Source organism: Pseudomonas arsenicoxydans, from assembly GCF_900103875.1.
Classification (GTDB): Bacteria; Pseudomonadota; Gammaproteobacteria; order Pseudomonadales; family Pseudomonadaceae; genus Aquipseudomonas; species Aquipseudomonas arsenicoxydans.
The window spans coordinates 2,211,788-2,232,557 of the sequence record NZ_LT629705.1 but is presented as its reverse complement, the minus strand read 5'-3'; the positions used below and the strand labels follow the sequence as shown (position 1 = coordinate 2,232,557).

The window sequence follows — 20,770 nt, the reverse complement described above, 5'->3', positions numbered from 1 at the left end:
AGGCTGCGTTCGAAAGTTAAAGTAGTTTGTTAAGAGTAAGATTTTTTTGGTATTACGAAAGTGCTTCTGCTGATGATTCTGGAAGGAGGGAAATTGCTATCACCGGCACCCTGCTCACTGATTTAAGCAGAGGGGAGAAAAAAGGTGGAGAGTCGATCTGTAAGCCGGGTTCTGTCTTGAACAGTCATTCGTCTACGATGGCCATCACTGGACATCTTTAGCAACCTACCCGGTCCCAGCGCGGGCCACGCCTTGGGACCCTATTTGGTCTTGCTCCAAGTGGGGTTTACCTAGCCACGAACTGTTGCCAGACGTGCGGTGCGCTCTTACCGCACCTTTTCACCCTTACCGGCGCCGAAGCGCTTAGGCGGTTATTTTCTGTGGCACTTTCCGTAGGCTCACGCCTCCCAGGCATTACCTGGCACTTCGCCCTATGGAGCCCGGACTTTCCTCCCCCCCCTAATTTTCATAGAGGGCAGCGACTGTCCAATCGACTCTCCGCCGCGAAGGTTAACGGCACAGCGACCGAAGAACAAGCGCTAAACGCCTTCGGCCGCGCCGTTACGTCGGGTTTCACTCACCTTTTTGTCTATCGAGTGCGACCTGATAGAGCACATTCTTGCGCTCGCCGGTAATTTGCGCCGCCAACGCCGCCGCACGCTTGAGCGGCATCTCTTCGAGCAACAGGTCGAGGATGCGCATGGCTTCACTGCTGACCGCATCTTCAGTCTCTGGCGTCGCCCAGCCCGCGACCAACACCACGCACTCACCGCGCTGCTGATTGCTGTCCGACTCGACGAACTGGCGCAACTCGGCCAGCGGCAAACCTTTAAGGGTTTCGAACGTTTTGGTCAGCTCCCGCGCCAGCAACGCCGGACGCTCAGGGCCGAATACCAGCTCCATGTCCTGCAGGCATTCCAGGATACGGTGTGGTGCTTCATAAAAAATCAGCGTGCGCGGCTCTTCCTTGACCTGCTCAAGACGAGCACGACGACCGACCGTCTTCGCTGGCAGGAAGCCCTCGAAGATAAAGCGGTCCGACGGCAGTCCCGCCGCCGACAACGCCGCGATCAATGCACAGGCACCCGGCACCGGCACAACATTGATTCCAGCAGCACGCGCCTGGCGCACCAGGTGATAACCGGGATCGGAAATCAGCGGTGTGCCGGCATCGGAGATCAGCGCAACATCATCGCCCGCCAGCAAACGGGTGATAAAACGGCTACCTTCATCCCGTTCGTTGTGTTCATGGCAGGCCGCCAGCGGCGTGGGGATGCCAAAATGCTGCATCAAACGCTGAGAGTGACGGGTGTCCTCAGCCGCGATCAATGCGACGTCACGCAGGATCTTCAGCGCACGCGCGCTGATGTCGTCCAGGTTGCCGATGGGCGTCGCCACCACATAAAGCGAGCCAGCAGCGGAATTCAAAGCACCTGGAGCAGTCAAAGCGCACACCTCATGATCGGTAAAAGGCGACATTGTAGCGCGTAGCGGCGCTTGCGATACGCCCCGCCCTCCCCGGGTTTTCCAGTCATTTGTGCACCACTGCAACATTTGCACGAGCTAAATTGATCGATTCACGCCAGTAACATCGCGCCCCGGCCAGTGCTTGGGTACAATTCCACGCTAATTTGATCGAGTATCAGGAACACTACATGATCGCTTGCCTGCGGCTGTTCACTGCCCTCTGCCTCGCTGCCTTGCTGGCGGCTTGCGCCAGCTCGCCCTCTTCCAGCCTTGGCGAACTTCCACGGACCCCGGACGCCAGTATCGAGCAACTGCTCGAACAGGCCGGTCAAAGCAAGGACCCGGAGAAAGCCTCGCTGCTGCGCCTGAGTGCGGCAGACCTGGCCTATCATCAGGGTAACGCCGGCCAGTCCGCGCAAATCCTGCAACTGGTTCCGCTGGAGCAACTCAAGCCAGCGCCACAAGTCTTCGCCAGCACCCTGGCGGCAGAACTGGCCATGACGCGCAATCAGCCCAAGGCTGCATTGACGGCCTTGAGCCATCCAAGCCTGCAACATCTTGGCGAGTTGCCGGTCGAGCAACAGGTGCGCACAGGCACTGTCCACGCTCGCGCCCTTGAGGCCGATGGCCAGACACTGGCCGCCGCACGGGAGCGCATTTTTATCGCGCCAATGCTCAGCGGTGAAGCTGCCAGCAAAAACCACGAAGCGATCTGGATCCTGATTGCCTCTTTGCCGACCGATCAACTGCAACCGACCACCTCCGATGACCTCGGCGGCTGGATGGGCCTGGCGCTGGCGGTGAAAACCGCCGGCACGCTGGAACAGCAGCAAGCCGCAATCGACAACTGGCGCGCCCAGAACCCCAAGCACCCGGCAGCCATCCAGTTGCCATTGCCGCTGACCAAACTCAAGGAACTGGCCAGCCAGTCCCTGAGCAAAATCGCCCTGCTGCTGCCGCAAGACGGCCCGCTGGCATCGGTCGGCAAAGCACTGCGCGAAGGTTTCATGGCCGCTCACTACCAGGCGCAACAAGCCGGGCAGAAGCCGCCAGCCATCGAGTTCTATGACAGCTCGAAACTGACCTCGATGGACGAGTTCTATCGCAAGGCCCAGGCCGACGGCGTGCAACTGGTGGTCGGTCCGCTGGAAAAACCGCTGGTCAAACAGCTCAGCGCTCGCCCACAACTGCCGATCACCACCCTGGCCCTGAACTACAGCGAAGGCGAACAAGGTCCGCCCCAGTTGTTCCAGTTCGGTCTTGCGGCCGAGGATGAAGCCCGCGAAGTGTCCCGTCGTGCACGCGCCGATGGCCTGCATCGCGCCGCCATCATGGTGCCGAAAGGCGAATGGGGCGATCGCGTACTGAGAGCCTTCAGCCAGGATTGGCAAGCCAACGGCGGCACCATCATTGCCACCGAGCGCGTCGACCAGCCGGTCCAGTTGGCCCAGCAGATTGCCGACATGTTCCAGCTGCGCCAGAGCGAAGGTCGCGCCAAGAGCCTGCAAAGCACCGTCGGTTCGCAGGTCGCGGCCCAGCCTTCGCGCCGTCAGGACATCGAGTTCATCTTCCTGGCTGCCACACCGCAACAAGCCCAGCAGATCAAACCGACCCTGAACTTCCAATACGCGGGTGACGTGCCGGTGTACGCCACTTCCCACGTATTCAGTGCCAGCGGCGACGTGAATCAGTACAACGACATGAACGGCATTCGCTTCTGCGAAACCCCATGGTTGCTGGACGCTAACGATCCCCTGCGCAAACAGGTCACCGCGCAATGGCCACAAGCCGCCGGCAGCCTGGGTCGCCTGTATGCAATGGGCGTCGACGCCTATCGCCTGGCACCGCGCCTTGGGCAACTCAAGGCACTGCCGGACAGCCGCATCGAAGGTCAGTCGGGCAGCCTGGGCATGACCCAGAATCAACGGGTCGTTCGCCAGTTGCCATGGGCTCAGTTCGTCAACGGCCAGGTTCAACGCCTGCCGGACACTGCGCGCTAATGCCCGACAGGTCACGCCAGCAAAGCGGTAAGGATGCCGAGCGCCATGCGCTCGAGCATCTTCAACAACAAGGTCTGCGCCTGCTGGCGCAGAACTGGTTGTGTAAACGTGGCGAGCTTGATCTGGTCATGCTTGATGGCGATACAGTAGTATTCGTTGAAGTCCGCTACAGAAAAAACACCCAATGGGGTGGCGCACTCGACAGCATCGATGGGCGCAAACGGCAGAAACTGATTTTCGCCGCGCAGTATTTTCTTCAGCGCGAGTCGCGTTGGGCCGATTCCCCCTGTCGCTTCGACGTGGTTGCCATCGACAGCAGCCTCGATCAGTTGAACTGGATGCAAAATGCCTTCGACTGCTGATCGCTTGCGCCCCAAACCGGACACCTACACCCAACACTTTTGCTCTTTGCTTTGCGGGCTGCACATTCATGTGCCGAGTAGCCGCGCTAATTAAGGTCACACAGATGGACATGCAATCCCGAATTCGCCAGCTTTTTCAGGCCAGTATCGACACCAAGCAAATGGCGATGGACGTACTTGCACCGCACATCGAGCAAGCCAGCCAGGTGATGGTCAACGCCCTGCTCAACGAGGGCAAAATGCTTTCGTGCGGCAACGGTGGCTCCGCCGGCGATGCCCAGCACTTTTCGTCCGAGCTGCTCAATCGCTTCGAGCGTGAACGTCCGAGCCTGCCAGCCATTGCGCTGACCACCGACAGTTCGACGATCACCTCGATTGCCAACGATTACAGCTACAACGAAATCTTCTCCAAACAGATCCGCGCCCTCGGCCAGCCGGGCGACGTATTGCTGGCGATTTCCACCAGCGGCAACTCGGCGAACATTATTCAAGCGATCCAGGCCGCACATGATCGCGAAATGATTGTCGTAGCATTGACCGGTCGCGATGGCGGCGGCATGGCATCGCTGCTATTGCCTGAAGACGTCGAGATTCGCGTACCGGCCAATGTCACTGCACGTATTCAGGAAGTCCACCTGCTGGCGATCCATTGCCTTTGCGATTTGATCGACAGCCAACTGTTCGGGAGTGAAGAATGACCCCTAATCGCCTAGGCCTTCTGGCCTTGACCCTGTGCCTTGGCATCAGCGGCTGCACATCAGTGGTTAACGCCAGCCGTGAAGCGCCGATCGAAGATGACCGCGGCACGCGCACCTTCGGCAGCAAGATCGACGACTCGCTGATCGACACCAAGGTCGGCGTGAACATCGCCAAGGCCGATCCGGCCCTGGACAACGATTCGCACATCGTCGTCACCAGCTTCAACGGCGTTGTGTTGCTCGCCGGGCAAACCCCGCGCGCCGACCTCAAGGCCAAGGCCGAACAGGCCGCTGCGGCTGTTCAGCGGGTGAAGACGGTTCACAACGAACTGCAGATTCTGCCACCCTCCAGTTTCCTCGCCCGCCAGAACGACACCTGGCTGACGTCCAAGATCAAGACCCAGATGCTCACCGATCCGAACATCCCGGGTTCGCGCATCAAGGTTGTCACCGAGAATGGCATCGTTTACTTGCTGGGCCTGCTGACCAAGCAGGAAGCGGAACAGGCCACCAACTTGGTGCAGGGTGTTTCCGGCGTGCAGAAGATCGTGAAGTTGTTTGAATACATCGACTGACATCTGCTTACAGATCCTTCAGGTCGCCATCGATCTGTAGGAGCTGTCGAATGAAACGAGGCTGCGATCTTTTGACTTTGATTTTTTAAAGACAAGATCAAAAGATCGCAGCCTCGTTTCACTCGACAGCTCCTACGTTTGGACGGGGCAGAAGCAATAAAAAAGGCGATCCATCCGGATCGCCTTTTTTTTTACTTCACCACTTTCAAACTGGGTCGACCGCTGGGACGCGGCGGCTCGCTGTCGGGTGGTGGAAGATCATCATCCGGCTCGATCTCTTCCTCGTCCTCCACAGGCGATTCCAGATCGAACACCATGCCTTGGCCATTCTCCCGGGCGTAAATGCCCAGAATCGATGCAATAGGCACGTAAAGGGTGTGCGGCACGCCACCGAAGCGCCCTTCGAAGCTCACGGCTTCGTTGTCCATGTGCAGATGACGCACGGCGGACGGTGACACGTTCAGGACAATCTGTCCGTCACTGGCAAAACCCTGAGGCACCTGCACCGACGGATACTCGGAATTGACCAGCATGTGCGGGGTGCAATCATTGTCCACAATCCACTCGTAGAGCGCGCGGACCAGATAAGGTCGACTGGAGTTCATAGCGGCTCCTTAAGCCTTAGCGCATATCGCGTTCGACACCAGACAGACTCGCCTGGAAAGCCTCACGCGCAAACGAGCGCTCCATGTAATCAAGCAACGGCTTGGCAGGCCGCGGCAGTTCAATACCCAAAATCGGCAATCGCCAGAGTATTGGCAATAGGCAGCAATCCACCAGACTTTGTTCCTCACTGAGGAAAAACGGCTTGTCGGCGAACAACGGCGACACGCCTGTCAGGCTTTCGCGCAACTCTTTACGAGCCACGACGCGGGCTGCTTCCTTGGTCCGCGAATCCAGGATCAGATCCACCAGACCACACCAGTCACGCTGAATACGATGAATCAGCAGACGGCTGTTGGCACGCGCCACCGGATAAACCGGCAGCAGTGGCGGGTGCGGATAACGCTCATCCAGATATTCCATCACCACGGTCGACTCCCACAACGCCAGGTCACGATCGACCAGGGTGGGCAGACTTCCGTAAGGGTTCACTTCAATCAGTTTAGGCGGCTGGCGACCAGCTTCCACGTAAATGATCTCTGCGCTGACACCCTTCTCTGCAAGTACGATGCGCACTCGGTGGGAATAGTGGTCGGCGGGGTCGGAGTAACAGGCCAACCGATTGGTCACGCCCATGGCGGTCCTCCTCGCTTGTTGAAATTATCGGAAGCGGAAAAACGCGCGCGCCCAGAGGACGCCTCCCGTAACGCCTGGCTCACCAGACTCGTTACACCTTCAGAGACGCCCCTGGGCGCGCGCGATTAACAGCAATTACTTACAGCTTTATCAATGGACGTCTTTCCAGTATTCGCGCTTGAGCAAATAAGCGAATACGAAGAAGAACGCCAGGTACAGCAACACATAGGTACCGATGCGCTGATGCTGCAGCTTCACCGGGTTGGCCGAGTAGGCCAGGAAGGTCACCAGATTCTTGACCTTCTCGTCGAACTGCTCTGCGTTCAGCGTGCCGGTCTTCGGCAACACGGTCAGCTGGTCACACGCTTCATGAGTCAAGGCAGTGCCTGTCAGCGGATCGTATTGCTTCTTGCCGTCTTCGACGATTTGAACTTGTTTGCAGCCTACCACCTGACGACCCTGCAGGCCGACCAGAACGTTCGGCATCCCGACGTTCGGGAAGACTTTGTTGTTCACACCCCAAGGGCGCGACGGGTCTTCATAGAACGAACGCAGGTAACCATAGAGCCAGTCAGTACCGCGAACGCGAGCAACCAGGGTCAGGTCGGGCGGTGCCGCACCGAACCAGGTCTTGGCGTCTGCCGGCTGCATGCCGATGCTCATGTGGTCGCCAATCTTGGCGCCGGTGAACACCAGCTTGGAGAGCATCAGGTCATGCGGGATGCCCAGATCATCGGCAACACGCTCGTAACGCTGGAACTTGGCGCTGTGGCAGCCCATGCAGTAGTTGGCGAACGTACGCGCGCCGTCCTGCATGGCCGCTTTGTCGGAAACGTCGATGTCGACCTTTTCCAGCTCGGGACCACCGTGTTCAGCCGCGAAGGACAGGACAGGCATGGCAGCAAGAATCAGTACAGCGAATAGTTTTTTCATCAGCCAGTCACCCTTTCCGGAACCGGTTTTGTCTTCTCGAGCCGGGTGTAGAACGGCATCAGAATGAAGTAGGCGAAGTACAGGAAGGTACATACCTGCGACAGCAACGTCCGCTCAGGGGTTGGGGCCAGGACGCCCAGAATGCCCAGGATCACGAATGCGATGCAGAACACCCAGAGCCAGATCCTGCTCAGCCAGCCTTTGTAGCGCATCGACTTGACCGGGCTACGGTCCAGCCACGGCAAGACGAACAGCATGGCAATCGACGCACCCATGGCGATTACACCCATGAGCTTGTCCGGAATCGCCCGCAAGATGGCGTAGAACGGCGTGAAGTACCAGACCGGAGCGATGTGCTCTGGGGTCTTGAAGGCGTTCGCCACTTCGAAGTTCGGCTTCTCGAGGAAGTAACCGCCCATTTCCGGGAAGAAGAACACGATCGAGCAGAAGATGAACAGGAACACCACCACGCCGACGATATCTTTCACGGTGTAGTACGGGTGGAAGGCAATGCCGTCCAGCGGTACGCCGTTTTCGTCCTTGTGTTTCTTGATGTCCACGCCGTCCGGGTTGTTCGAACCGACTTCGTGCAACGCCAGGACGTGCAGCACCACCAGACCGAGAATCACGATCGGCAAGGCAACCACATGCAGGGCGAAGAAGCGGTTCAGGGTAATGCCGGATATCAGGTAGTCACCACGGATCCACTGGGTCAGGTCGTTACCGATGACCGGGATCGCACCGAACAGCGAGATGATCACCTGGGCACCCCAGTAGGACATCTGGCCCCACGGCAGCAGATAACCCATGAAGGCTTCAGCCATCAGCGCCAGGTAGATCAGCATCCCGAAGACCCACACCAGCTCACGCGGCTTCTGGTACGAACCGTAGAGCAAACCACGGAACATGTGCAGATAGACCACGATGAAGAACGCCGAAGCGCCGGTGGAGTGCAGCAGACGCAGGATCGAGCCGTACTCGACGTCGCGCATGATGTATTCGACGGAAGCAAACGCCTCTTCCGCCGACGGGGTGTAGCTCATGGTCAACCAGACACCGGTAACGATCTGGTTAACCAGAACGAGCAATGCCAGCGAGCCAAAGAAATAGAAGAAGTTGAAGTTCTTCGGGGCGTAGTACTTGCTGAGATGGTCTTCCCACATTTTGGTCGCGGGAAAGCGCGCATCAACCCAATCCATGAACTTGCTCATCACGCTTTCTCCGTATCGACGCCGATGACAATGATCTCATCGGTCTCATAGGAATGCGGGGGAACTGGCAGGTTCAAAGGCGCAGGTTGCGACTTGTAGACGCGGCCAGCCAGATCGTAGTGGGAACCATGGCAAGGGCAGAAATAACCACCTACCCAGTCCTTGCCCAGATCAGCAGGTGCCACTTCTGGACGGAAGGTCGGCGAGCAACCCAGGTGCGTGCAGATACCGATCAGCAGCAGAACTTCTGGCTTGATCGACCGCGTTTGCGGGTCGACATAAGTCGGTTGCGTCGAGTTCTTGGAGGTCGGGTCAGACAGCTGGCCCTCGATCTTCTTCAGATTCCCCAGGATTTCCGGAGTACGGCGGACAATGAACACCGGCTGGCCGCGCCACTCAGCAATCATCTGCTGGCCTGGCTCGATTTTGCTGACATTCACCTTCACCGGTGCACCTGCGGCTTTCGCCTTGGCACTGGGAAACCATGACCCCACGAACGGGACCGCAGCCCCCACCGCTCCTGCAGCACCCACCACGGATGTGGCTGCTACCAAGAAGCGACGCCGGCCTGCATTCACGCCGTCATTGCTCATTCAGTCCTCTCCCATCAGCTTTGTGGCCTGTTAAATCAGGCGTCTACTAAGTAAAAATCTGAACTTATAAAAATTTTGCCGAATGGTAATGAAAAGCCCCAATTCTGACAAGGTAATTACCGAAGGGCTCCACTGCCAAGCCTTGCAGTATAGGGCCTCTACGGCTGTGGCAAGTTGTCACAGCGCAATTCTTTGATAAATAACGCCCATAAAAAAACGCCCAGCTTCGCAAGGAAACTGGGCGTTCTTTTTGAACGAGAAAGCGAATTAACGCTTCGAGTACTGCGGACGCTTACGCGCTTTACGCAGACCGACTTTCTTACGTTCAACTTCACGAGCATCGCGAGTAACGAAGCCAGCTTTGCGCAGAGCGCCACGCAGGGTTTCGTCGTACTGCATCAGTGCGCGAGTGATACCGTGGCGGATTGCGCCAGCTTGACCACTTACACCACCACCGATCACGGTGACGTAGATGTCGAATTTCTCGACAGTCTCAGTCAGTTCCAGCGGCTGACGAACTACCATGCGGGCAGTTTCGCGGCCGAAGAAATTTTCCAGGGTGCGGTTGTTGATGGAGATGTTACCAGTACCCGGACGCAGGAAAACGCGTGCGGTTGCGGTCTTGCGACGGCCAGTGCCGTAATTTTGAGTCGCCGACATAATGAACTATTCCGTTAAAACTTCAGTTCTTGGGGCTGCTGAGCAGTATGAGGGTGTACAGCGCCCGCATAGACTTTCAGCTTACGATACATGTCGCGACCCAGCGGGTTCTTAGGCAGCATGCCTTTGACCGCGGTCTCGATCACGCGCTCAGGGGCTTTGGCGATCAGCTTTTCAAAGTTGATCGACTTGATGCCGCCCGGGAAACCGGAGTGGGAGTAGTAGATCTTGTCGGTGGTTTTAGCACCGGTTACACGAATCTGCTCGGCATTGATAACGACGATGTAGTCGCCGGTGTCAACGTGAGGAGTGTACTCAGCTTTATGCTTGCCACGCAGACGGCTCGCGATTTCGGTGGCCAGACGACCCAGGGTCTGACCTGCAGCGTCGACGACAAACCAGTCGCGCTGTACTGTTTCCGGTTTAGCAGTAAAAGTTTTCATTCTTTATAGCCTCAGGGGCCGCCCTGTAAATTAGACGGCGGATCTTACTGAATAGTGCGTACTTTGACAAGTCAAAGGCAGCCGGATACAGACGCTTTCGGGGGCTCGGGTCGGCGCGTCCGTTCAACGGCAAGATTCTTCGGCGGCGGCGCATCACTTCCACTGCAGAAAGAGGTGCGCAATTATGCAGATTGCGAAAAATATTTCAACCTGCTTTTATGATTGTTTTGCCCAAGGAGCACCCGATGGACTATCGCCAGCTAGGCCGAACCAATCTGAACGTGAGTGCCATCTGCCTCGGAACCATGACCTGGGGCGAGCAAAACAGCGAAGCTGAAGCCTTCGCCCAGATTGAACGGGCCAAAAGCGCCGGGATCAATTTCATCGACACCGCCGAGATGTATCCGGTGCCGCCCAAGGCCGAAACCTACGCCACCACCGAACGCTACATCGGCAATTACTTCAAAAGTCGGGGCGATCGCGCCGACTGGATCCTGGCGAGCAAGATCGCAGGCCCCGGCAACACCATCGATTACATCCGCGACAAAAACCTGCGCCACAACCGCCAGCACATCACCGAAGCCGTGGACGCGAGCCTCAAGCGCCTGCAAACCGACTACATCGATCTGTACCAATTGCATTGGCCGGAACGCAGCACCAACTTCTTCGGGCAGCTGGGCTACAAACACAAGATCGAAGCCAACCTCACGCCGCTGGAAGACACCCTCGAAGCGCTGGACGAACAGGTCAAGGCCGGCAAGATCCGCCACATCGGCCTGTCCAACGAAACTCCGTGGGGCACCATGCGTTTCCTCGCCCTGGCCGAAGCCCGTGGCTGGCCGCGCGCGGTGTCGATCCAGAACCCGTACAACCTGCTCAACCGCAGCTTCGAAGTCGGCCTGGCGGAAATCGCCATCCGTGAACAATGCGGACTGCTCGCCTATTCGCCACTGGCGTTCGGCTTCCTGTCAGGCAAGTACGAAGGGGGCGCCCGCCCGCCAAAGGGGCGCCTGAGCCTCTACAGCCGCTTCAGTCGCTATTTCAATGCACAGTCGGAAGCAGCGTGCAGTCGTTACGTGGCGCTGGCCCGTGAGCACGGCCTGGAACCGGCGCAGATGGCATTGGCATTCGTCACCCAGCAGCCGTTCGTGACCAGCAACATCATTGGCGCGACGACGCTGGAGCAACTCGACAGCAACATTGCCAGCTTCGAGCTGAAACTTTCCGATGAAGTGCTTGCAGGGATCGAGGAGATTCACAAGGATCATCCGAACCCGGCACCTTGATCGATCAATAGACCCAATCGCGAGCAAGCCCGCTCCCACAAGTTCAGCGCTGAATCTGTGGGAGCGGGCTTGCCCGCGATGGCGATACTGAACTCACAACAAATTCAAAGCGACCGCGCAATAATCTCCTTCATGATCTCGTTGGTCCCGGCGTAAATCCGCTGAACCCGCGCATCCGCCCACGCCCGGGCGATCGGGTATTCCCACATGAAGCCGTAACCGCCATGCAGTTGCACGCATTCGTCGAGCACCTTGCATTGCAGGTCGGTGCCCCAGTATTTGGCCATCGCGGCCGTCGGCACATCCAGCTTGCCTTGCAGGTGTAGCTCCAGGCAGCGATCGACAAACACCCGACCGATCTGAATCTCCGTCGCCATCTCCGCCAGTTTGAAGCGAGTGTTCTGGAAATCTGCAATCGCCTTGCCGAAGGCCTTACGCTCACGGGTGTAATCCAGGGTCCATTGCAACGCGGCTTCGGCCGAAGCGAGGCCGCCGATGGCAACCGTGAGGCGCTCCTGAGGCAATTCCTGCATCAGATACGCGAAGCCCATCCCGGTCTGCCCCAGCAGGTTTTCTTTCGGCACCCGAACATCCTGGAAGAACAGCTCCGACGTGTCTTGAGCCTTCATGCCGACCTTTTCCAGGCGCTTGCCCTTGTCGAAGCCCGGCGTGTCAGCTTCGACCAGAAACAGGCTGGTGCCTTTGGCGCCGGCCTTCGGATCGGTCTTGGCCACGACAATCACCAGGTCAGCGAGAAAGCCGTTGGTGATGAATGTCTTGGAACCGTTGATGACATACTCATCGCCATCCAGCACGGCAGTGGTCTTCACACCTTGCAGGTCGGAACCGGCGCCCGGCTCGGTCATGGCGATGGCCGTGACCATCTCGCCAGATACCAGTTTCGGCAGGTATTTGTGCTTCAGCGCTTCACTGCCGTAATGCAGGATGTACGGCGCCACAATGTCCGAATGCAGGGAAAACCCGATCCCCGTCAGCCCCAGGCGACCGACCTCCTCGATCACCACGGCACTGTAGAGAAAGTCCGCCCCCAGCCCGCCATATTCCTCGGGCAGGTGCGAACAGAGCATCCCCGCCTCCCCTGCCTTGTTCCAGAGTTTACGGTCGATGTAGCCTTGCTTTTCCCATTGCCCGTGGAACGGCACGGCTTCTTTTTCGAGGAACGTTCGCACGCTGTCGCGAAAAAGTTCGTGCTCGGAACTGAACAAGGTTCTGGGAATCATGCGGCACCTGTCGTTAGTTGTTAGAAGAGTTGACCTTCAGAGACTAAGCCTCGCTTTCGATACAGGACACTGGACACATCAGACAAAAAATAAGACGATCCAGCCGTCTGGTGACCACTTTCCCCTATAAGAATAAAGTTGAATTATGTCTAACCAAGCCTCCACGCCCTTGCGGCGCGTCAGCATCCTGGCTATCGACCGGGTTTTCGCTTCCACCCTCATGCAAGCCAAGGATTTCTTCCATCTAGCCAGCCTGCGCTATGGCAAACAACTGGGCCAGGGCCTGACACCGGCGTTCGAAACCCGGCTGGTCAGCCCCGACGGCAAGCCGGTGAACAGCTTCAGTGATGTGATCATGCCGGTGGATGGCGCCCTGGAAAATGCCGACGTCATCATCCTCCCCGCCTTCTGGGACGACTTCGACACACTCGTCAAACGTTATCCACAGGTCTTGCCGTGGCTGCGTGAGCAACACGCTCGCGGCGCGGTATTGTGCGGCGAAGCGACCGGGGTGTTCTGGCTCGCCGAAGCCGGGTTGCTCAATGGCAAGGAAGCGACCACGTACTGGCGCTTCTTCAACGCCTTCGCCGAACGCTTTCCACAGGTCCAGCTCAATCAGGACAAGCACCTGACCGACGCCGACAACCTGTATTGCGCCGGCGGCACCACCTCCGCCTGCGACCTTTACATTTATCTGATCGAACGCTTCTGCGGCGCCAACGTATCGCAAGCCGTCGCGCGCGACATTCTCTACGAAGTGCAGCGCAGCTATTCGCCAGGACGTATCGGTTTTGGCGGACAAAAGCTGCATCAGGACGTGATCATCCTGCAGATCCAGCACTGGCTCGAAGAGCATTTCGCCGACAAATTCCGCTTTGAAGACGTGGCCCGCGAGCACGGCATGAGCATCCGCAACTTCATGCGCCGCTTCCAGACCGCCACCGGCGACAAGCCGCTGCATTACCTGCAACGCCTGCGCATCGAAACCGCCAAGGGCTTGCTGTCGGGTAGCCGCAAGAGCATCAAGACCATCAGTTATGAGGTCGGATATGACGATGCGAGCTTCTTTGCGCGGTTGTTCCGCCAGCACACCGAGCTGTCGCCGAACCAGTATCGGCAGCAATTCCAGCAAGCGGCTTAAGGGCTGCACGTAAAATCCAATGTGGGAGCGGGCTTGCCCGCGATGGCGGTGCGACAGTCACATCAATGTTGGATGTGCCTCCGCTATCGCGGGCAAGCCCGCTCCCACAGGATCATTGGTGAGTTCGAAATTTATCGAGAAATAAAAAGGGCCTGCATTTGCAGGCCCTTTTTTATTTTCCTTGTCCCGTCCTGAATAAGGTTTACACCTTCTGATCTGTTTTTCAGGAGGACGTAATGGAATCCGCAAAAAGGCGTAGTCAGCGAGACTACACGCTGACCTTTAAATTGTCGGTCGTCGACCAGGTCGAAAAAGGCGAGCTGAGTTATAAAGAGGCTCAGGAGCGCTACGGGATTCAAGGCAAAACGACCGTTCTGACATGGTTACGCAAGCACGGTCGTCAAGATTGGAGCCCCGGCACCTACATTGGCTCGCCGAGGATGGGGTCTATGCCCGACAAAAACCGACCATTAACGCCAGAGCAGCGCATCAAAGAGCTTGAAGAGCAGTTGGCGCTGTCCAATCAGAAAGCGCAGTTTTTCGAGGCCGTCGTGGACGTCTTGAAAAATGACTACGGTCTCTCTGTCGTAAAAAAGCGTCCCGGCAAGTCCTCGCGCAAAAACGAATCCAAAACCTGAGCATCAGCAGGGCTTGCCAGTTCATGGGGATAAGCCGACAGGCTTACTACAAACGCAATCGCGCCGATGCTGCTCGTCTGATTCTGGATCAGAAAGTTGCCGATTTCGTTCAGCAAAAGCGCCTGCGGCAGCCGCGGTTGGGCACTAGAAAGCTGCATTACCTGCTGCAATGTCAGCCGCTGCTTGAGCTGCAAGTAGGGCGAGATCGCCTGTTTTCGATTCTGCGCGAACGGCGTTTATTGGTAGCGCGAAAGCGGGCGTATCACAAGACAACCGACAGTCATCATCGCTTTCGACGCCATCCGAACCTGCTCAAACCGGGGCCTGAACAGGTTGTTCCCAGCGGCCCGGAACAGGTTTGGGTGGCTGACATCACCTATCTGCCCACTCAGGAAGGCGTGGCCTATCTGAGCCTTGTGACGGATGCTTTTTCGCGAAAGATCGTGGGCTATCACGTCCATGAAAGCCTGCACACCGAGTCGGTCGCGCAAGCGCTGCGCCGGGCGGTGAAGCACCGTCGAACGGAGCAGCCACTGGTTCATCACTCGGACAGAGGCAGCCAGTATTGCTCGGGAATGTACCAGGAACTGCACGCGAAACACGGCATCAGGTGTTCGATGACGGACGGCTATGACTGCTACCAAAATGCCTTGGCAGAGCGGGTCAACGGGATATTGAAGACGGAGCTTTTGCTCCAGCGACCACAGGATTTAACGCAGGCGAAGAAGATGGTGAGCGAGTCGGTATCGATCTACAACCGCGAGCGTCCGCACCTGTCGTTGAAATACAAAACGCCCGAGGCGATGCATCGGGCGTTAGGGTGAAACAGGTGTAAACCTATTTCAGGACTAGACATCCAAGTGCCCTAAGGTTTATGCGCCCTGGACAGGAATTCATGCGACTGCATTTCCAGCAGGCGGCTAAGCGTGCGCTGGAACTCGAAGTTCAGGCGACCGCCGGTGTAGAGATCCTTGAGCTCGACTTCAGCAGAAATGATCAGCTTGACGTTTCGGTCGTAGAACTCGTCGACCATGTTGATGAAGCGTCGGGCGATGTCGTCGGTGGTGACGCTCATCTGCTCGACACCGCTGAGCAACACGGCGTGGAAGATCTTGCCCAGTTCGATGTAATCGTTCTGGCTGCGCGGGCCGTCGCACAATTCGCGGAAGTCGAACCAGGCCACGTCATCGCAGGTGCGCACGGCACGGATTTCGCGGTTCTCGATCATCAGCACATCGTTCTCGACCGCAGCCGTGCATTCCGGCGTCAGGGCGCGGAAGCTTTTGCGTAGGCTTTCCTGAGCCGCTTCGTCCAGCGGGAAGTGGAACAGTTCCGCTTGCTCGAGGTGACGCAGGCGATAATCGACGCCACTGTCGACGTTGACGATGTCAGTGTTTTGCTTGATCAGCGCAATGGCCGGCAGGAAGCGCGCGCGTTGCAGGCCGTCCTTGTACAGGCCGTCCGGCACGATGTTCGAGGTCGCGACCAGGGTCACGCCATTTTTGAACAGCTCTTCCATCAGCGTGCCGAGGATCATCGCATCGGTGATGTCGGACACGAAGAACTCATCGAAGCAGATGACCCGGGCTTCGTCGGAGAAGCGCTTGGCGATGATGGTCAGCGGGTTTTTCTCGCCGCCCAGGGTCTTCATCTCTTCGTGCACGCGCTTCATGAAGCGGTGGAAGTGAGTTCGGACCTTTTCCTTGAAGGGCAGCGCTTCAAAGAAAGTATCGACCAGGTAGGTCTTGCCACGGCCAACGCCGCCCCAGAAGTACAGGCCCTTGACCGGTGCCACGTCTTTCTTGCCAAACAGCTTGCCGAGCAGGCCCGGCTTACTCTGCGAGGCCGCGACCAGATCGTCGTACAGGCGCTGCAGATGGCGCACGGCGGTCTCCTGCGCGGCGTCGTGGAAGAATTCCGGGCGTTTCAGATCAGCTTGATATCGTTCTAGGGGCGTCATAATTCGTTAGCAAGGCAACAAAAACGGGCCGTCACTGTAGCGACGGCCCGTGGGAATGGCAATCGGCCCTTGGTCGGACCGAGCCGTTGATTTATTCCTGAACCGGCGTCAGCGCAACCCGCAGGGCGTCGATGGCGACGTCGCGAGCGGCGTTGTCAGCAAATGTCGGGCTGTCGCCCACGCATTCGCCTTCCAGCCAGACGCTGAAGCTGCGGTCTTCACTGCGCACATCCAACGGCTGGCCTGATTGCAGCTGCTTGGTCACTTGACCTGCGGTTTTGCCGTCGGCGAAGTTGCGCGACAACAGCAGTTGCTCGCCATCGGCCGCCAACAGACGGAAGCGAAAACTGCTGTCTTCTTCACGGAAACTGACAAAACGTGCGGCTTTCGCGGCTTTCTTTTTGGTGGTGGCCGCGACTTGGGTCTGGGCAACGAAAGAACGCAGGCCAACCGCTTCACGCAGCTCTTGAAGGAACGGGGTCGCCACCGAGCGGGCCTTTTTGGCGCCGGTCTGCAGGATGTCTTCCAGGTCCGCCGGACGTTCGATCAACTGGTGATAACGCTCACGGGACTCGCCCAATTCACTGTCGAGCAGCTGGAACAGACGATTCTTCGCCTCGCCCCAGCCCAGACCTTGCAACAACTCGCTGCGGAATTCGTCGGACTGCGCCGGAGTGGCGAAGGCCTGGAACAAGGTGAACAGGTGCGAATTGTCAGGATCTTTGGCTTCGCCCGGCGCGCGGGAGTCGGTGACGATCCGCGAGATCGCGTCTTTCATTTCCTTGGCACTGCTGAACAACGGAATGGTGTTGTCGTAGCTCTTCGACATCTTGCGACCGTCGAGACCTGGCAGCGTGGCGACGCTTTCCTCGATCAGCGCCTCGGGCATGGTGAAGAATTCTTTGCCCTGACCGAACAGGTGGTTGAAGCGCTGACCGATATCGCGGGCCATTTCCACGTGCTGGATCTGGTCACGACCGACCGGCACCTTGTGCGCATTGAACATCAGGATGTCGGCGGCCATCAGCACCGGATAGCTGTACAAACCCATGGTGATGCCAGCGTCCGGGTCTTCGCCTGCCTCGACGTTCTTGTCCACCGAGGCCTTGTAGGCGTGGGCGCGGTTGAGCAGGCCCTTGGCGGCGACGCACGTCAGCAGCCATGTCAGCTCAGGGATTTCGGGGATGTCGGACTGGCGGTAGAACGTCACACGATCCACATCCAGGCCACCGGCCAGCCAGGTCGCGGCGATTTCCAGACGCGAGCGCTGGATGCGCAGCGGGTCATCGCATTTGATCAGGGCGTGGTAGTCAGCCAGGAAGTAGAACGAATCGGCATTGCTGTCACGACTGGCAAGGATCGCCGGGCGGATGGCGCCGGCGTAGTTGCCCAGGTGCGGCGTGCCGGTGGTGGTGATGCCGGTGAGAATACGGGTACGAGTCGTCATGGGTTATCGCTTGTCAGACTGCAATCAATTCGAAAGACGCGGCAGGATCAGATCCTTGAGATCAGTCAGCTTGCCATGAAAAAAGTGTCCGCATTCTGCCACTTTCAGCAGCTCATGGGGACGTTCGAGTTTGTCGGACCAGTCGTAGACAGCTTGCGGATCGATGACTTCGTCGGTTTCCGGCTGAATCAGGGTGAGATTGCCCTGGTGTGGCAGTTTATCCTGATCACTCAGGCGCATGACTGCAGGCGCGACCATGAATAAATGCTTGAGCTGCTCGCCCTTGGCTTCCAGACGTCCGCCCAGACTGGCCGCGACAAAACCGCCGAAGGAGAAACCGAACAGCGTCAACGGCAAATCCGGGTGCCTGGCCCGCAGCCACTCGGCCGCCGCCTGGGCATCGTCGACTTCACCAGTGCCCATGTCGTGGGCGCCTTCGCTGGCACCGACGCCACGATAATTGAAACGTAAAGTAATCAAACCGGCGTCGCGCGCGGTGCGCTGCAGGGTTGAGACCACTTTGTTGAGCATGGTGCCGCCCTGCACCGGGTTCGGATGGCAGATCAGTGCCAGGCCCCGAGGCTGCTCGTTATCCAGGTACAAACTTTCCAGTTGACCGACCGGCCCGTCAATCACTACAGGGGTTTCGCGCATAAGCAAGGAAGGAACTCCGTGACCTCAAATCGGGTCGACTCGTCTAGCAAATTGTCTGTGCCAATCTATTGCGAGTGAATCGCGGTATACAGCGCAGGTTCGAGCCGTTAACGTAAAGCAAAGCCGTTTATAGAGGAAGGACTCGTGGAACACTCGCTCTTAGTTTGGTTGTTGCCGACTCTTGCCCTGGTTGTGGGTGTCGCCATAGGTTTCCTGATCGCTCGCCTGGTGCCGAATGCTGCGCCGAGCAGCACACAACGTCAGCTGGATGACATTCAGGAACGTTTCGACAGTTATCAGAACGAGGTGGTCACCCACTTCAACAGCACTGCAAACCTGGTCAAGAAACTGACTGCGAGCTATCAGGAAGTGCAGGATCACCTCGCCGAGGGTGCCAACCGCCTGGCCCTGGACGAGCAGACTCGCCAACGCTTGCTGGCCGCCCTGCACGCCGATGCGACCGTAGCGCCAAGGGAGCGCCTGACGCCACCGCGCAATCAGGAACCGCCTCGCGATTACGCCCCAAAAGCCCCGAACGCGCCGGGCATGCTCGATGAACATTACGGCCTGAAGAAATAATCAGGTTTCGCGCGACATGAAAAAGCCCCCGGACGAGTGATCGTCCGGGGGCTTTTTTACGCCTGGGGTTCAGTCAGGTCAGTAAAGGTAACGCGCTTATTGCTGAGGATACTGCTGACCCGGAATCGCCTTCAGGTTGACTTCGACCCGACGGTTCTGCGCCCGGCCATTGGCGTCGCCGTTGCTGGCAATCGGGTTATCCGGGCCGGCGCCACGGGCCGACAGGTTGGTACCGCTGACACCTTGCGACGTCAGGTAAGTTGCCACGCTCTGCGCACGACGCTGGGACAGGTCCATGTTGTGCTGACGGCTGCCAGTGCTGTCGGTGTAGCCGACGATCTCGATCTGGTTCTGGTTGAACTCCTTGAGCGAGCCCGCCAGGCTATTCAACGGTTGGTAGAAGCTGGAGGCGATGTTCGCCGAATCGGTCGCGAACGTGATGTTGCCCGGCATGATCAGCTTGATCTGGTCACCCTGGCGCTGCACTTCGACACCGGTGTTGGCCATGCTGGCCCGCAGTTTTTTCTCTTGCTGGTCGGCGTAGTAACCGTACCCGGCAGCGGAAGCACCCACGACAGCGGCGCCAATCAGCGCGCCCTTGCCACGGTTGTCGTGGTTGATGGCGGCACCGGCCAAGGCACCGGCCAGAGCGCCGAGACCGCCGTACTTGGCGGTTTTGCTCATACCCTCGGAGCCACCACCATCGGCCTGGCCCTGGTTGTCATACGGGTTGGGCGAGGCGCAGCCAGACAGCAAGGCAACAGCCGTAGCGACAATAATCAAACGCTGCTTGGTGAACATTCAGAGCTCCTACTTTTGCATTCTAGGGTGCAACGGATCAGGCATTGGACCTTTGTGGGCGTTGGATCATTTCGCCCGAAAAAAATTCCACCTGTTACAAATCAGGCGCGAACAAAAGGATTCTCGCGCATTTCCTCGCCCAGTCGTGTATCCGGACCATGCCCGGTCACGACGGTCGCTTCTTCATCAAGGGTATACAGCCGCTGCTTGATCGACCGCACGATAGTCGCCTGATCGCCGCCCCACAAATCCGTACGCCCTACCCCGCGGCGAAACAGCGTGTCGCCAGCTATCAGCAGCTTGGCGTCGGAAAACCAAAAGCTCATCGACCCCGGCGTATGACCTGGTGTGTGCAATGCCACGCCGCAGCCGCAAGCCAGCTCTTCATCGTCGGCCAACCAGCGGTCGGGTGACGGCACCGGCGTATAGGGCACACCGAACATCTGGCACTGCATCTCCAGATTGTCCCAGAGGAACTGATCTTCCTTATGCAGGTGCAAGGTAGCGCCGGTTTTCTCCTTGAGCTGACCGGAGGCCAGGAAGTGATCCAGATGCGCATGGGTGTGGATGATGCTGACGACTTTCAGGCCCAAGGCGTCGAGGCGCGCCAGGATCAACTCATGATTGCCGCCCGGATCGACCACGATCGCTTTCTTGGTAATCGGGTCGCCGATGATCGTGCAGTTGCACTGCAAAGGGCCGACGGGGAAGGTTTCGCGGATGAGCACTGGGTTTGGAACGGTCATGGGAAGTCGCTGGCCTGTATCAGACGGAAGGCTGTGAGTTTGCTTGAGGATTCTACGCCTCGCCGAAACGGTGCGGGAGTACAAACAAAAACGCCT

Annotated in this window: 21 protein-coding genes, 1 other RNA gene and 1 pseudogene; 8 read left to right on the top strand and 15 right to left on the bottom strand. The window is 58.1% G+C overall.

Going from position 1 to position 20,770, the window contains the following annotated elements; genetic code table 11:
* Positions 1–144: 144 nt before the first annotated feature.
* Together rnpB and rsmI are read right to left on the bottom strand one after the other, a co-directional pair.
* Positions 145–498: RNase P RNA component class A (gene rnpB, locus BLQ41_RS10265), an RNA gene on the bottom strand.
* Between the two features lie 75 nt (positions 499–573).
* Positions 574–1,479 (bottom strand): 16S rRNA (cytidine(1402)-2'-O)-methyltransferase, encoded by a 906-nt coding sequence (gene rsmI / locus BLQ41_RS10260; RefSeq protein ID WP_167360477.1) that lies wholly within the window; start codon positions 1,477–1,479, stop codon positions 574–576.
* 176 nt (positions 1,480–1,655) lie between these two features.
* Between rsmI and BLQ41_RS10255 the strand changes: the two genes are divergently transcribed.
* From BLQ41_RS10255 to BLQ41_RS10240, 4 genes are all read left to right on the top strand, one after another.
* Positions 1,656–3,467 carry a penicillin-binding protein activator gene (locus BLQ41_RS10255; protein ID WP_090180243.1) on the top strand — a complete coding sequence of 604 codons (1,812 nt, stop codon included), beginning with the start codon at positions 1,656–1,658 and terminating at the stop codon, positions 3,465–3,467.
* Positions 3,467–3,829, top strand: coding sequence for a YraN family protein (locus tag BLQ41_RS10250; RefSeq protein WP_018930123.1), 363 nt, complete (start codon positions 3,467–3,469; stop codon positions 3,827–3,829). The genes BLQ41_RS10255 and BLQ41_RS10250 overlap by 1 nt, the downstream gene beginning before the upstream one ends.
* 104 nt (positions 3,830–3,933) lie before the next feature.
* The gene (locus BLQ41_RS10245) at positions 3,934–4,527 is read left to right on the top strand and encodes a phosphoheptose isomerase (protein ID WP_008025961.1); all 594 of its coding nucleotides are present in this window, start codon (positions 3,934–3,936) and stop codon (positions 4,525–4,527) included.
* Positions 4,524–5,102 (top strand): BON domain-containing protein, encoded by a 579-nt coding sequence (locus BLQ41_RS10240; protein ID WP_090180240.1) that lies wholly within the window; start codon positions 4,524–4,526, stop codon positions 5,100–5,102. Before BLQ41_RS10245 ends, BLQ41_RS10240 begins: the two co-directional genes overlap by 4 nt.
* 191 nt (positions 5,103–5,293) lie before the next feature.
* On the opposite strand, the gene BLQ41_RS10235 is transcribed toward BLQ41_RS10240, so the two are convergent.
* The 7 genes from BLQ41_RS10235 to rplM form a co-directional block, all read right to left on the bottom strand.
* Complete coding sequence (locus tag BLQ41_RS10235; RefSeq protein WP_090180238.1) at positions 5,294–5,707, bottom strand: ClpXP protease specificity-enhancing factor; 414 nt, start codon at positions 5,705–5,707, stop codon at positions 5,294–5,296.
* A 16-nt stretch (positions 5,708–5,723) separates the two neighbouring features.
* Positions 5,724–6,341 (bottom strand): glutathione S-transferase N-terminal domain-containing protein, encoded by a 618-nt coding sequence (locus BLQ41_RS10230; protein WP_007905304.1) that lies wholly within the window; start codon positions 6,339–6,341, stop codon positions 5,724–5,726.
* 150 nt (positions 6,342–6,491) lie between these two features.
* A complete protein-coding gene (locus tag BLQ41_RS10225; RefSeq protein WP_090180235.1) occupies positions 6,492–7,274 on the bottom strand; it encodes a cytochrome c1 in 783 nt (260 codons plus the stop codon).
* Positions 7,274–8,485, bottom strand: a complete 1,212-nt coding sequence (locus BLQ41_RS10220) for a cytochrome b (RefSeq protein WP_090180233.1) — start codon at positions 8,483–8,485, stop codon at positions 7,274–7,276. Before BLQ41_RS10220 ends, BLQ41_RS10225 begins: the two co-directional genes overlap by 1 nt.
* Positions 8,485–9,078 (bottom strand): ubiquinol-cytochrome c reductase iron-sulfur subunit, encoded by a 594-nt coding sequence (petA, locus tag BLQ41_RS10215; RefSeq protein WP_090180230.1) that lies wholly within the window; start codon positions 9,076–9,078, stop codon positions 8,485–8,487. Before petA ends, BLQ41_RS10220 begins: the two co-directional genes overlap by 1 nt.
* 267 nt (positions 9,079–9,345) lie before the next feature.
* Positions 9,346–9,738, bottom strand: a complete 393-nt coding sequence (gene rpsI, locus BLQ41_RS10210; protein ID WP_003216038.1) for a 30S ribosomal protein S9 — start codon at positions 9,736–9,738, stop codon at positions 9,346–9,348.
* Between the two features lie 14 nt (positions 9,739–9,752).
* Positions 9,753–10,181: a 50S ribosomal protein L13 gene (gene rplM, locus BLQ41_RS10205; RefSeq protein WP_007905295.1), complete on the bottom strand. Its 429-nt coding sequence runs from the start codon at positions 10,179–10,181 to the stop codon at positions 9,753–9,755.
* A gap of 245 nt (positions 10,182–10,426) precedes the next feature.
* Here rplM and BLQ41_RS10200 point away from each other — a divergent pair, with 245 nt between their 5' ends.
* Positions 10,427–11,467, top strand: coding sequence for an NADP(H)-dependent aldo-keto reductase (locus BLQ41_RS10200; protein ID WP_090180228.1), 1,041 nt, complete (start codon positions 10,427–10,429; stop codon positions 11,465–11,467).
* A 104-nt stretch (positions 11,468–11,571) separates the two neighbouring features.
* On the opposite strand, the gene BLQ41_RS10195 is transcribed toward BLQ41_RS10200, so the two are convergent.
* Positions 11,572–12,708, bottom strand: a complete 1,137-nt coding sequence (locus tag BLQ41_RS10195; protein ID WP_090180225.1) for an acyl-CoA dehydrogenase family protein — start codon at positions 12,706–12,708, stop codon at positions 11,572–11,574.
* Between the two features lie 220 nt (positions 12,709–12,928).
* Between BLQ41_RS10195 and BLQ41_RS10190 the strand changes: the two genes are divergently transcribed.
* Together BLQ41_RS10190 and BLQ41_RS10185 are read left to right on the top strand one after the other, a co-directional pair.
* Positions 12,929–13,849, top strand: a complete 921-nt coding sequence (locus BLQ41_RS10190; protein WP_197678942.1) for a GlxA family transcriptional regulator — start codon at positions 12,929–12,931, stop codon at positions 13,847–13,849.
* A 236-nt stretch (positions 13,850–14,085) separates the two neighbouring features.
* Positions 14,086–15,339 (top strand): annotated as a pseudogene (locus BLQ41_RS10185) (IS3 family transposase).
* A gap of 13 nt (positions 15,340–15,352) precedes the next feature.
* Here the strand turns inward: BLQ41_RS10185 and zapE are convergent.
* The 3 genes from zapE to BLQ41_RS10170 all read right to left on the bottom strand — a co-directional run bounded on the left by zapE (position 15,353) and on the right by BLQ41_RS10170 (position 18,548).
* Positions 15,353–16,447, bottom strand: a complete 1,095-nt coding sequence (gene zapE, locus BLQ41_RS10180) for a cell division protein ZapE (protein WP_090180220.1) — start codon at positions 16,445–16,447, stop codon at positions 15,353–15,355.
* Positions 16,448–16,538: 91 nt separating this feature from the next.
* Complete coding sequence (locus BLQ41_RS10175; RefSeq protein WP_090180217.1) at positions 16,539–17,894, bottom strand: tryptophan--tRNA ligase; 1,356 nt, start codon at positions 17,892–17,894, stop codon at positions 16,539–16,541.
* 24 nt (positions 17,895–17,918) lie between these two features.
* The gene (locus BLQ41_RS10170; protein WP_090180214.1) at positions 17,919–18,548 is read right to left on the bottom strand and encodes an alpha/beta hydrolase; all 630 of its coding nucleotides are present in this window, start codon (positions 18,546–18,548) and stop codon (positions 17,919–17,921) included.
* 144 nt (positions 18,549–18,692) lie between these two features.
* Between BLQ41_RS10170 and BLQ41_RS10165 the strand changes: the two genes are divergently transcribed.
* On the top strand, positions 18,693–19,127 hold the full coding sequence (locus tag BLQ41_RS10165) for a YhcB family protein (RefSeq protein WP_090180212.1): 435 nt from the start codon (positions 18,693–18,695) through the stop codon (positions 19,125–19,127).
* 96 nt (positions 19,128–19,223) lie between these two features.
* Here BLQ41_RS10165 and BLQ41_RS10160 read toward each other — a convergent pair whose 3' ends face one another.
* Positions 19,224–19,928: an OmpA family protein gene (locus BLQ41_RS10160; RefSeq protein ID WP_090180210.1), complete on the bottom strand. Its 705-nt coding sequence runs from the start codon at positions 19,926–19,928 to the stop codon at positions 19,224–19,226.
* Positions 19,929–20,029: 101 nt separating this feature from the next.
* Positions 20,030–20,674, bottom strand: a complete 645-nt coding sequence (locus BLQ41_RS10155) for an MBL fold metallo-hydrolase (RefSeq protein ID WP_090180207.1) — start codon at positions 20,672–20,674, stop codon at positions 20,030–20,032.
* Positions 20,675–20,770 lie beyond the last annotated feature (96 nt).